This window comes from Alteromonas sp. V450 (genome assembly GCF_001885075.1).
Taxonomy (GTDB): Bacteria; Pseudomonadota; Gammaproteobacteria; order Enterobacterales; family Alteromonadaceae; genus Alteromonas.
Map to the genome: position 1 here is coordinate 2,016,304 of NZ_MODU01000004.1, position 13,280 is coordinate 2,029,583.

Below are 13,280 nucleotides of genomic sequence, written 5' to 3' on the forward strand. Positions count from 1 at the left end.
TATACCTATTCAGTGGGTAGCGCTATTTTGTAAACTTCAAACGTCATGCCACTCACATCGCTGCCCGCATCTTGTATCTTGCTATTGGTATAGTAAAGCGAACCGTCATATATACTAAACGTATCAGCCCAATTAACTACATCGCCTTTTACAAGCGTGCGAAGGTCAAGACTTGGCGTGAGGTACTGCACTTCTTGCTTTTCTAAATCAGCTAAATAAACATTGCCCTTATGATAAATCATCCCATCTGGTGCACCCGTTGTGGCAACTTTACGCACTTTGTTAGCTAACACGTCGTTGGTCGCTTCCTCAATGTCAGACGTGTTAATGGCGTACAGTGAATAGCCAGATAATGCGTGAAAGTACAATGTGTTGTTTATCGTATCTAGCGCTATCCCGTCAGATTGAACGGGCATAGTGAAGGGCTTGCCTTGAATACTTAATGCATCGACTTCCGCTTTGGTGGTTTCGTGGTTATCTAAAATGCGATAACTGGTATCATCATCAAGGTTATACACAACTAATCCCGCGTGCGCAGAGTCAGTCATATACAAGCGATTCGTTTTTTCGTCTACGCGAACATCATTAATATAAGAATCTGAGTGATAGGCTTCTGCACTCAGTATTAAGGTCTTTTCAACGTTGTTTGTCGATAAATTTACAACAAATAAACGAGGTGAATCGACTACGCCTTCAAACTTGGGGTTACGAGTATCCAATACATACAGTTTGTTTTTGTGCGCCACCACAGACTGAACGGCTAAAAAGCAGTCTGCTTTAACTTGGCTTTGCGCGACACAGGCATTTGCTTCACTGTTGGGGTAGGCAACAAAGTCTCCGGCATCGGTTACTTCAGCCACGGAGAAACGCACGCCGTCACGCCAGTTCGGTGCATTTACGAACACGCGCCCCTCATTACTTACCGTTACACCTGTAATTTGTGTACCTTGTATCTTACCAACTTGGTCGACGTGTCTTTCTGGCGCAGACTGCACTGTTACACTGACCGAAAAAAGTGCTGCTATTGCTGTAGCCGTTAACGTGCGTGATACTCGCGTACTGATCATTTCCTTTACCCTTACATGTTTGAATTAAACCTTGCCAAACGTTTTCTTTTTGTTTTAAAAGCCCTTCACTTTAATTTCTGAGAACGACTTTTAAGCATTAACGTAGAGCATACGTTTTAATTCCTTAACAGGAACACCTTTGGGCGACGGTAATGGGCGGATTAACGATTATATCAATCTGCATAGATCATTACCCACTCAGCGAGAGTTAAAATGAGCGTAATCGCGGCGTGTTAGCTAAGTAAAGTGTTCAACGGTAATAACAGCAGATCTAAAGTAGCCCGTTTATCCGTTAAAACTATAATTCAATGAACAATGTTGCTAAGAAAGGTTACTGTCATTAGCCATGATTTACTGTGAGTTTAGTATGCTAGGTTGCTCTTTAAAGAAACGTTATAGCCATTTTTTGAAAAACGTTCGACATATCAAATGTGGTTTATTTTTATCGCTGTGTTTTACAATTGCAGCGGGTTGCAGTAGTCACCCCAAAGTGAACGTAGACGACGGTCAAAATTTTTCAGACATTAAAACTTTCTATATAGAAGCGCCATTAAATTCTACCAATGCTGTGCTAGCACAACATGTGTCATCTACCATAACCAAAAATTTAATTGCTAAAGGATTAACACCGTCAACAGATAACAACGCAGATGTTTCGGTAGGTTACCTTCCATCAACCTCAACAAAAGAAGACGGCACCACCTTGAATTTAGGTTTGGGTACCGGGAGCTTTGGTCGCTCTGGGGGCATTTCGATTGGGAGTATTTTTAGCATTCCAGTTGGAGAGCAAACCACCCTTCAACAATCTCTGCAAATTGATATAGTGAAAGATGGCAACTTTATTTATAGCGCGTCGGGGTCAATAGATTTAAAAGCGAAGGACAGTATTAGCGTCCAAAATGCTTTGGATGAACTTATCGGCACTCTGCTTGAGCAGTATCCACAGCGCAATTCGTTGAATAAATGAGTAAGTCGCTGCGCCGCTCTGCTTCGTTGATAAACATCGCTTTTTGATCTTCTCTGTCGTTAAATACGTTTGGCACATTGATTTACATGATAAACACTTAACGCAAATAATGTGTCTTGAGGTACAATATTGATCAGTGGGTGTTAAATAACGGTATGCTAGGCGCAATGAAGAAGCACAGAATACAGTGATGACTGAGAATCAGCCCCTTTCAGTACAGCAAAACCTTACAATACGACTTTTACGCGTATTGAGGTATAACAAAGCTCGAATAGAGCGGGCGATTACATTGCTGCCCGACAGGAATAAACCGCTGTTTCATCTGCTTCCTTTTTTGGTGCATGTTAATCACGAGCTGCTGCCAGGCTATATTGCGCCCTCTTCAACGAATGATACTGTCCCTTTCGGTATAAACAATTATTCGTTTAGACCTGATATTCAAAAATCTTTTCTAGACTGTTTTCCACAGCACCGCGACCTTATCAGTGATATTAAAAAGATTTGGCCTCGCCAGCGGGCTATTGAGTCTCTGGTATTGATGGGCAGCGTTGGCACTATTGCGCAAACTGAGCATTCTGATTTTGATTACTGGCTGTGCATCGACACAAAGCAATTCTCTGAACAAGCAATTAACTTGCTTCAAGAAAAACTCAACGCAATTGAAGCCTGGGCCGACGAACACTTTGGCGTTGAAGTCCACTTTTTCTTATCTGATATCGAAAAGGTAAAGCAGAATGATTTCGGTGTAGCAGAGGGAGAGAGTGCTGGCTCGGCTCAATCGTTGTTTCTCAAAGCTGAATTTTATACCACGAATATCGTCGTTGCAGGGAAAGCCCCTTTTTGGTGGTTAACACCTGAAAAAACTGCTGAAAAACAATACAACGCAATACTTAATAGTCTTGAGCGAGGTGGTTCGCCAGACGCAGACTGGTTTATGGATTTGGGCAACCTGGAAAAACTGGATGCGAGTGAATTATTTGGCGCTGCCATTTGGCAGCTTGGCAAAGCAATGGATTCTCCCTTTAAATCCGTGCTAAAAATGGCCAAACTTGAGGTGTACCTAGCAAATATTGAAAACGGCACGCCACTTTGTAACTTATTAAAAAAACACGTGCATCAAGGCTCTGAGGCGCCTGGTTTCATTTCAGATATTGACCCCTACGCATTAATGTTTGATGAACTGATAGAACATTATAAAGAATATGGCCAACCGGAAGATATTCTCGTTCTGCAGCAGTGTTTATATTTAAAGTGTCAATGTCCACTAAGCCAACCGCTGTTTGAAGGCGAGCGACCTAATTTCAAACGCAAAATCATTGCCTCTTATGCCAGAAAATGGGGATGGAACAAGAAAACGCTGCATCACTTGGATAACATCCAAGATTGGAATTTTCATGAAAGGGTTCAACTAAGCAGAAGGATCCATCGCTTTTTATTGAAATGCTATCGCAGGATTTCAGGCGAACTCAATCACCACAAACAAGTAATGGATGAAAAAGACATGACCGTGCTTGGCCGCAGATTGAGTACGTTTTATGGCAAAAAAGCCGACAAGGTTGAGTTTTTACGACGCGCCTTTGACGAAAGTTTGTATTGTGAGACCGTCACTATATCAATGAAACTTCTAAAAAATGGCGATGAGATATGGACAGCTTATGCTGGCGACCTTCTCAGTAAATCTGGAATTATAGAGAAATCGCAGAAGATCACCCAAGCATCTGATGCCATCTCACTGATGGTCTGGTGTGTGTCGAGCAGGATCATAGATACAAAAAGCAAGGTACATCTCGACTACAATTACACCGAAGTAAGCGAATTAGATTTGAACGACTTACTTAAACATTTATGCAAATACTTTCCGCCTGTGAAAGTTTCTGCGTTACCTCGCAACGACCTACTCTCTGCAGAGCGCATAACAACATGTATGGCGATAGTGAACTTTTCTACGCTACGGCAAAAACCCACAGTAGAAGAAACAACATTGCTTTATCGTACCTCTTGGGGAGAGACCTTCATCAAAAAAGAGCGAGACGCGCTTGATGAGCTTTGGTACGACTTGCAGGAAGTAACCCCGCCCCCCTCCTGCTTTGTGATGGTGCCAAGAGGTAACCAACAATCTCGTATATTAGGAGAGTTTATTGAAAGTAGTGACGTTAAATTCACCGTATTGTATTAATTATAATCTCCTATTTTTACAAGTTAAATTTAGCCTACGGCATTGAAATTTGTAATAGCTTGTCGAACATTCAGCACCGCCTGTCCAAACACTTTTTTTATGACACTTTCAGCAGCCTTTTCTGCGCACACTATAAAACGTAGCGGCAATAAACCGTCATCTACATCGATGTAATAAAAAACTTGCAGTTTTGAATTACAAGTGTAATCTTAAACAAATAGACTACAACTGTAATCCAAATTTAAGGCGTCATCACTATGAGCAATCACGTCGACAAACCCGACATTTCAAACGCAGAATTTGACGTACTAGACGTACTGTGGGACGACCACCCGGCCACGTCAAGTGAGGTTATTGCACGCCTCAATGACAAAAAAGATTGGCACGAAAAAACCGTGAAAACCTTGTTAGGCCGTTTGGTAAAAAAAGAGGTTTTAGGCTTCGAAAAACAGCAGCGTCAGTACTTGTACTACCCACTTATCGCTCGCGAAGATTACACCAAAAAAGAAACAACAAGTTTTGTTAGTCGATTGTTCAAAGGAAAAATCGCCCCGATGGTTGCCGGTTTTGCCAATCAAAACTCGCTCTCTAAACAGGATGTAAACGAGCTTAAAGCACTTATTCAGGAATGGGAGAAAAACAATGATTGAATGGATCATTGCCCAACAAGGTATCTTATCGTTAACACTGGTTTTGTTAGTTGCTTCAGAGCATTTTTTTACGTCTAAGTTAGGCGTTTCACTGATGTATAAACTGTGGGCTTTGGTGCCTTGTTGTTTGCTAGTTAATAACCTTCCAATGTCACTTGTTAGCATTCCAGCAAACCATATCACTCATTACATTGTGGGCGTGAAACCCATGGTAAACAACGTTGAAATAGAAGCTTGGCTTACCCTCTGGCTAATAGGTGCATGTATGATTGCCAGCTATATTTTGGTGCACCATATTACAACTTGGGCTTCAATTGGAAAACGTCGCGCCCTACACATCAATGCTTACTATTCGAGTAAAGCCACCACGCCAATGCTTTTTGGGTTTATTGCGCCTAAAGTACTTATTCCTTTTTCATTTAAAAGTACGTTTTCAAAGCAGCAACAGGCCATGGTGTTAGAACACGAAAACGTTCACCGCAAGCACTACGATCACGTATGGAATGCGCTCGCGCTAGCTATCGCCATTGTATTTTGGTTTAACCCGTTCGTTTGGCTAGCGCTGAAATCTTTCAGGATAAATCAAGAACTGGCTTGCGACCGCGCAGTACTGAAAAACAAAACTGAAAACGAAAAGCTAATTTATGCAAAAGCACTTGTGCAGTGTGCCGAGCATTGTTCAAACGCCCTGCATTACAAACCAGGGCTTTACCTTTCCTTTGGAGAAAAAAACACTATGATCAAACGGTTAAACGCGATAAAGCAACCTGTACATACCAATAGAATACTGGCCATTACTGCGGTTTCTATTGCCGCACTACTTACCATTAACACCGCACTTGCCAACGTGCCTCCTCCTCCCCCGAAGCCTGAAGCCAAAACGGGCAAAGCAAACATAAATGAAGCTACCCCCATTGTGCACATTTCGCCTATTTATCCTACACAGGCGGCAAAAGAAGATATTGAAGGGTTTGTCGTACTGTCTTTCGACATTACAGAAACAGGCACCACCGATAACCTTTCGATAGTAAAATCAGAGCCGACTGGCGTATTCGATGAAAGTGCTAAAATTGCCTTAGAACAGTGGAAATACAAACCACGTATTCAGGGCGGCAAAGGCGTAAGACAAACCGGACTTTTAGTACAAATGGACTTTAAACTAGACAGTTCAGATAACACTAATGACTAAACGTAAGCAAATAATGTTGCGGTAAATCCCTTTCAATAGTGAGTTTACCCTTCACAGAATACTAAGGGGAGCATAATGCTCCTTTTAGTGTTTTGTCTAATTGACTTAATTGCTGGGTACTTCAAACTATCTATCGTCTACCCAAAGGGGGCGATAATGCGTCTTACGCGTCTTTACATTTCTACTAAAGAAATCAGCGCTTCACTGCGGTAGAATGTGAGTATTCACATACCTTAAAACTTCTAATATATGGAAAGTTTAGATAGTCGATAACACAGTGTTGTCGATTATTTGCATTCGCTTTACACCACGTAAGCGATTTACTTTAGGTGTACTACAAGGAAATTTATTATGTATCGTTTCGCTTTAGCTCCAGCAGTGCTTGCACTTACATTTTTTACGGCAAACGCACAGGCGAATATCGACCAGCTAAAAGGCCTTTTAGGCGATAAAAAAACACCGTCGACGGTAACGTCAACAAGTTTAACTGATATGGCAAGCAATGCCGTGTCTGGCGTCGATTTAGCAAGCTTGGTTGGTGTAGTTTCTGACAATCTCAACATTACTGAAACACAGTCAGAAGGCGGCATTGCATCTATTATGAACTATGTTCAAGGCAATCTCTCCGGTGCTGACTATAAGCAACTGGCAAGTAGTATCCCTGGTATAAATAGCTTGCTTGAGAATGTGCCTGCACTTAGTAGCGATCCTGCCGCAAGCAAGAGCTCGTCACTATCAGGTTTACTGAATAAAGCGTCTGAATATAGTACCACGCTAAAATCTGTGAACGATTTAAAACAACAGTTTGAAGCACTCGGATTATCCACAGATATGATTGCCAGCGTTGCTACTCAAATCAGTAAATACTTGAATGTAAATGCTGATGAAAAAACGCAAGCATTATTTAAGTCTGGCCTAGATAATTTACTAACCGCACTGTAATGTATTGAACGGCGTGTTGATGTTTGTAATATAGTCATCATCGACACGCCGACGTGCTTTTGCTCGGCGCTACATTTTCTAGTAGCAGTCTTGTTCATCTTTTCATACTTTTATACGCATCCTAAACGCCTATGCAAAATGTAATGTCTTGGTTTTCAGCCAAGCCCAAATGGTTTCGGCTTTCTACTTATCTAGTTCTCATCTACCTTATTTACTCACTGCTTATTGGCGTAGTTACCCCTGCGGTGTTAAAGGCGAAGTTACCCAACATAGTAAAAGAAAGCACGGGAAGAGATGCAGCAGTTGAAAATATTGCAATAAACCCTTTTCTTTTAAAAATAGACGTTACTGATTTTGTTATTTTCTCTGATACGCATTATTCAAATAAAGACAGTGACAACGCTGCCCTGCATGCCCAAAAAAATCGGTTTCTTAGCGTAGGCCACATATCGTTAGACGTTGGTTTCTGGCAATCAATTTTTACCTTCACGCCGGCCGTAGAATCACTCGCCATAGACGAGCCTTTTATTTCGGTTGCGCGATTAAATGCAAGTAAAAATGTACAAACATTCAACTTTTCTGACATTCTCACACACGCAGAAAAACGTAGTACGAAAGCCGCCACAGAGCCTGAAAATAGTGATAAAGGACAAATTCCAAGAATTACCTTACAGGATTTTGCACTTAAGCATGGACGAGTAGTTATTGAAGACAAAGTAACCGGTACGTTGCTTGATTACCCAGAGTTAAGCATTCATCTTCAAGATTTAGATACTCACGCCCTGATCAGTGCAAGCAAGTTAGGCAACAAAAACGCCAAACCTGATAACGAAAACAGTGAAAGTGATGAGTCGAAAAGTAAATTGGCGTTCAACCAATATCAGTTTAACTTGCTCACCGCAGAGAAAGGGAATATTGCCATTAATGGCGAATTTCAGTTGTCACCGCTGAAAGTGACCACTGACATTGCAATAAACAATGTTGCGCTTACGCCGCTTTGGTCACTTTCGAAAGACTTCATTGAGGCGGACTTAGTAGACGGTAAGGTGAGTTTGAGCCTACACGCTGAACTTTTTGAACAAGATACCACCTTCCAGTTTATTGTAGCGCGCGGCGAATTAGCCGTGAACAACCTTACGTTTAATGCCGGCTCTTCACATAGCACTCACGACTCCACTAGCCCTTCGCATGAAATACTTACCATACCCGCATTTACCATTCACGACATAAACGTAAACGGATTAGAACAGCGAGTGAGTATTGCTGAAGTTGCCATAGACAACGTTCGAATGTCGGCACAATTTGATAAGTCAGGGCTTGACCTACAGCGTCTGTTTAGCCCGAAAAGTTCGGCGGCGGGCGTAACACCTTCAACGACCACCACAAACGCAGCGCCACATTCTGAAGTAGAGCATGAAGCCCATGTTGTTGTAAACGACACCTCAAACACACCGGCGCAAGACGCCGTGTGGTATGTTGAATTAAACCAGTTTGAATTCAACAACGGTAGTATAAACCTGATAGAGCGCGGCGTAAGTGACGGCATTTATTACAATATCAGCAACATCGATATAAAAAGCGGCAAAGTTACAACAGATTTTTCTCAACCTATTTCCTACGATACCAGTTTACACGTCTCTGCCGATCCACTGGCGTTTAGCGATACACCGAAAGGCCTACTGCGCAGTAGCGGAAGCGTAATAATAGCGGAGCAAAGCGTTACCGGCACAGCAACAATAGAGCAACTGCTGTTAAATCAATTTCAGCATTACGTGTCCCCTTATGCAAACATTACCCTTGAAGGCGGCATATTTAACTTAGATGCTAAGTTTGCTGCGTCATTTAACAACGCGTCACATCAAGGAAACATCGACGCACTAAACGTTAAGGTGAATACCAATGTTACTGACTTAAGCATACTGGATAACGCCGGTACCCCCTTATTACAATGGCAGGCGTTAAGCGCAGATGACATTGAATTTGACCACGCATCGAACCTGCTAAGTGTTGACAATATCCGACTTCAGGCGCCATTCGCACGACTCGTTATCGATGACGCTAAACAAACCAATGTGAGTAAGCTTATAGTCGCGTTACCAAACAGTACCAATGCGGATAAGCAAGCTCAAAATAGTAAAGAAGCACACACCGAAGCTACATCAAAAACTTCAACCACAAACGCGCCTTTAGACACTGGAGCAACGCCTTCACAGGCCAAACCGCTGGCCATTGCAGTTAACGCCATATCAATTGAAAACGGTAAAGCGTATTTTGCTGATCACTCTTTAGCACCTAAGTTCGCATCTACTATAGACAGTTTGAATGGCAAGGTATCAGGTATCGACTCATCCTCAATGTCTCCAGCTATTGTCGACATCACTGGAAAGATAGACAACTATGCGCCAGTCGAACTGGCAGGCACTATTCACCCGCTAAAAAGTGATAGAGATCTGGATTTACGATTTTCCGTAAAAGGGGCCGAGCTCACGTCGGTTAACCCTTACTCTGGCACCTATATGGGCTATTACATAGACAAGGGACTATTGTCGTTGGTTATGCAATATAAACTCAACGGAAATGCGCTAGAAGGTAAGAACAATGTAGTTATCGACCAGCTCACATTGGGCAAAAAATCGGACTCTGATCAGGCGTTAAGTTTACCACTTGGGCTTGCCATAGCGCTGTTAGAAGACAGCAACGGCGTTATTGATTTAGGTTTGGATGTGTCGGGCGATGTAGATAGCCCAGACTTCAGCTTTGGCTCTATTATCCTCAATGCTATTGGTAATATCATCACCAAAGCTGTTACCGCGCCCTTTTCGCTATTGGCAGACCTGGTTGGCAGTGATGATGAGCTCGACAGCGTTGAATTTGCCTTTGGTGAAATAACACTTAACACCAACGCTCAGAATAAACTGAACACCCTTGCAAGGGCCCTTAAAAAACGTCCTGGCTTAAGGGTAAATATAGAAGGTACGGTCAACGCTATGTCTGATGCCATTGCGTTAGCACAACGTCAGTTAAATACTACGCTATTAACAAAAAGCGGGCTTATTCATTCACCTAGTGCATCCACCAATGCTCAGTTAAGTCAAAACAATGCGGTTGATAGTCAAAATAGCAGCACTCAGACAAGTACCATAACCGGCAGCAATATTCCATTAGAAGGCCCGTTAGCTGATGCGCTTCTGTCGTACTATATCGAGATTTTCACACCAGACCTTAACCTTGAATTTGAAAACATGGTGGCGCAGCTTTACCCTGAACTCGCAAATTCGGATAAAGACCAAAGCCCAAATAGTACTCAAGACAGCAAACAACGTATCAACGAAGAAAGCGTAAATCGAGCCTTAAGCGTTGCGCGATACAACAAATTGCGCAATAGCATCGATGTTCCAGAAAGTGAATTAGTTCAACTGGCTGATGCACGTAGTAAAATGGTTAAACGTTATTTAGCGAATGAAGCTGCAATTGAAGCCAATCGTTTATTCTTGATAAACACTCAGCACGACTTACATACAGAATTTAGCGGTGTTGCGTTAACCCTTGAGGCGAATTAACACTCATCTGCATAGTTCATATAAGAGGTAGCTCGTTTTACTGGGCTACCTCTTTTGAACGTTTCATACTTTACTTGGTAGAGCGCAATAATTAACCCACAAGAATGCGTTAACTTCTACCCTATTTCTTCAGATGCGGAGCGCAGGTTGCAGATACATTGGCCGCATTAAAAATTTCAATCCAGTAGCCGTCTGGATCCTTAATAAATGCGATACCCTTCATAGAACCATCGTTAAGTCCTTTCTGAAAAGGGACGTCTAACGATGCAAATCGTGCACATGCGGCGTCGGCATCAGGTACATGAAAACCAATGTGCCCAAACCCCTTAGGCTCGGTATTACCGTTGTGGTAGCTCGCAGTTTCAGGTGTATCATCCCAATTGTGCGTTAACTCTAACATAGCGGGGCGACCAAAAGTTTGCTGAGTACGTGTATCCACATCGTCACAAATATCAGAAAAGTCATCACCTGCAGCTAGAAAATAAAGGCTAAACCTCATGTCTTCAAAGTCTAGACGCTTAATGAGCGTCATCCCCATAACACGTGTGTAGAAATCTAGCGAGCGCTTGGGATCGGCAATGCGCAGCATAGTTTGATTAAACACAAACCCTTGCGTGGCAGCATCTTTTTCTTCATACAGGCCTTCGGCCTTATCGAAATGTCGGCTCATAATCGTCATCCATTGCGGTATTTACTAATGAAGGCAAAATAGTTTTACGTTACCTTGCAGCGAATACATAACATTGAGGGTTGTTTGATTTTAAACAACCGCAGTTGGTCTCCCTTCCTACGCGCTTTACCTCAGATGCGTTTGGCACGACGGCTAATTTTGAAAGCTTTTACTTTTTAGGAAGCTTTCCCCAAACTGAGCCAGTATCACCCTTGTTTGCCGGCGACACTTTGCTATTGGTGCTTTTTCCCGTTGCTTTAGAGTACGCTTCGTTTTGATTGTTAGCACTTTTATGACGTGAACCTGGCTTAGTGCCGCGCGTGCTTGAGCTATTTGACTGTTTAGGAGAGGCTTGTCGCGTAGAGTCTGGTCGATGCTTTTTCACCATGCCTTGCAATAAGTTACGCACCACTTGGTCACCAGCGGGTTTATAATTGCGGTGATCAGGCTTTCTAAAGAACGCAGATAGCTCTCCTTTACTTATTCTGAAGTTTGCCAATTTAAGTACTGCAATCATATCGTCGTCTTTATAGCTCATCGCAATACGGATTTTGCGCAGCACTTCGTTATTACTTAAACGCTCTTTGGGCCCAAGTGTTTGAGGGGGTTGCCCTTCTTGACGCCCACGGTTTTTGATGATTAGCCCATCAAGAAAAAGCGCAATAATTTTATCGCGACACGGTAAATAGCCTTCTTCATCTTCCCGCTTCATTACAGCATGTAGATAGTCAATATCCATATCGTAGTTAACTAATTTAAAAATGCTTATAGCGGCGGTGTCGTTTATCGCTAGCGCATAACGAAGGCGACGTAGAACATCGTTGTGGATCATGAATGTGGGCCTGAAGTGCGGGTGAATATTGGATGCAAAATATGCTGTACATGTATGAAAGTAAAAGGCGTGAACTACGCTTTTTACTTCCACCTACGGCATAGTTTACACCACTTAATCAACGGCATCCAATGCTAGGTGTGTAATAAGCACTTACGCTAAATGCCGTGCAAAGAAGTTAATCGTTCGTTGCCATGCTAATTCTGCATGTTTTGGGCTATAGCGACTGGTAGAGTCATTGTGAAAACCGTGCTGCGCGCTATCGTAAACAAAGGCTTCATAGTTCGCATCATTCTTTTTAAGCACACGTTCGTAGTCTGGCCAGGTCGCGTTTACACGCTTATCGTTTTGTGCAAAATGAATAAGGATCGGTCCTTTTACATTATCTATCACTGATGCATTTGCAGGTGTGCCATAAAATGGTACTGCTGCATCGACTTTGTCAGGTATTACCGCAGCTAAGTAGTTCGTAATGTAACCGCCAAAGCAAAAACCTACCACGCCCAACTTGCCTGACGATATGTCGTGAGTTTTAAGCCAGGTTGCAGCAGCAATCATATCTTGCTCTATCTTATTTCTATCCAAACTTTTCTGCATAGCGCGCCCGTCATCATCATTGCCAGGATAGCCACCTAGAGGAAACAGTGCGTCCGGCGCAAATGCAACGTATCCATTCATAGCGAGACGTCTAGCAACGTCTTTTATATATGGGTTTAGTCCACGATTCTCATGAACCACAAGAACACAGGGCGCAACGCCAGACTTAGGAAGCTTTGTAGGCTGAACAAAGTAACCTCCGCCCTCTCCATGGCCGTCAGGAGACGAAAAAACTTCATAGGTTGCTTTAATTGCTGGGTCGTTGAAAGACACCTGCTCTGCCTTTGCATAATCGGGGATAAGCGCACTACCAATTGCACTTACCGTTAATCCTGCCACTGATAGCGATGCTAAGCGCGTTAAAAAGGTGCGACGGTCTATATCACCGTGTGCATACTCGTCGTACCAATCAAACGCTTCTTGAGGGATATGTACCGCATCATTCACTGTATCGGGCTTCACTGTATAGGGCTCCATAGTATTAGGCTCCATAGACACTGTGGCCTGTAGAGTAGAAATTTGTTAAATAAAAGCGAAATGCACCTTGCTTTTGCTCTAAAGTAACTTTACTTACTCTAGCGCGGTTAACGATTCAGGGAAATGATTTAATGCTAGGTGAAGTCACCCGCG

At 42.7% G+C, this 13,280-nt stretch carries 10 protein-coding genes; 6 read left to right on the forward strand and 4 right to left on the reverse strand.

Annotated features, from left to right (window positions below):
• Positions 1-5 precede the first annotated feature (5 nt).
• Positions 6-1,067: an L-dopachrome tautomerase-related protein gene (locus BK026_RS08830; RefSeq protein WP_071815539.1), complete on the reverse strand. Its 1,062-nt coding sequence runs from the start codon at positions 1,065-1,067 to the stop codon at positions 6-8.
• Positions 1,068-1,557: 490 nt separating this feature from the next.
• Here BK026_RS08830 and BK026_RS08835 point away from each other — a divergent pair, with 490 nt between their 5' ends.
• From BK026_RS08835 to BK026_RS08860, 6 genes are all read left to right on the forward strand, one after another.
• Positions 1,558-2,034: a DUF4136 domain-containing protein gene (locus tag BK026_RS08835; RefSeq protein WP_256253737.1), complete on the forward strand. Its 477-nt coding sequence runs from the start codon at positions 1,558-1,560 to the stop codon at positions 2,032-2,034.
• 190 nt (positions 2,035-2,224) lie between these two features.
• Positions 2,225-4,210 carry a class I adenylate cyclase gene (locus tag BK026_RS08840; RefSeq protein ID WP_071817569.1) on the forward strand — a complete coding sequence of 662 codons (1,986 nt, stop codon included), beginning with the start codon at positions 2,225-2,227 and terminating at the stop codon, positions 4,208-4,210.
• A gap of 257 nt (positions 4,211-4,467) precedes the next feature.
• On the forward strand, positions 4,468-4,860 hold the full coding sequence (locus tag BK026_RS08845; protein WP_071815540.1) for a BlaI/MecI/CopY family transcriptional regulator: 393 nt from the start codon (positions 4,468-4,470) through the stop codon (positions 4,858-4,860).
• On the forward strand, positions 4,853-6,049 hold the full coding sequence (locus BK026_RS08850) for a TonB family protein (protein WP_071815541.1): 1,197 nt from the start codon (positions 4,853-4,855) through the stop codon (positions 6,047-6,049). The genes BK026_RS08845 and BK026_RS08850 overlap by 8 nt, the downstream gene beginning before the upstream one ends.
• A gap of 351 nt (positions 6,050-6,400) precedes the next feature.
• Positions 6,401-6,991: a DUF2780 domain-containing protein gene (locus BK026_RS08855; RefSeq protein WP_071815542.1), complete on the forward strand. Its 591-nt coding sequence runs from the start codon at positions 6,401-6,403 to the stop codon at positions 6,989-6,991.
• Positions 6,992-7,134: 143 nt separating this feature from the next.
• On the forward strand, positions 7,135-10,551 hold the full coding sequence (locus BK026_RS08860) for a DUF748 domain-containing protein (protein ID WP_256253738.1): 3,417 nt from the start codon (positions 7,135-7,137) through the stop codon (positions 10,549-10,551).
• Positions 10,552-10,672: 121 nt separating this feature from the next.
• On the opposite strand, the gene gloA is transcribed toward BK026_RS08860, so the two are convergent.
• The 3 genes from gloA to BK026_RS08875 all read right to left on the reverse strand — a co-directional run bounded on the left by gloA (position 10,673) and on the right by BK026_RS08875 (position 13,127).
• Positions 10,673-11,221, reverse strand: coding sequence for a lactoylglutathione lyase (gene gloA / locus BK026_RS08865; protein ID WP_071815544.1), 549 nt, complete (start codon positions 11,219-11,221; stop codon positions 10,673-10,675).
• Between the two features lie 169 nt (positions 11,222-11,390).
• Positions 11,391-12,053: a DUF1456 family protein gene (locus BK026_RS08870; RefSeq protein ID WP_071815545.1), complete on the reverse strand. Its 663-nt coding sequence runs from the start codon at positions 12,051-12,053 to the stop codon at positions 11,391-11,393.
• Between the two features lie 153 nt (positions 12,054-12,206).
• Positions 12,207-13,127: a dienelactone hydrolase family protein gene (locus tag BK026_RS08875; RefSeq protein WP_071817570.1), complete on the reverse strand. Its 921-nt coding sequence runs from the start codon at positions 13,125-13,127 to the stop codon at positions 12,207-12,209.
• Positions 13,128-13,280: the final 153 nt, after the last annotated feature.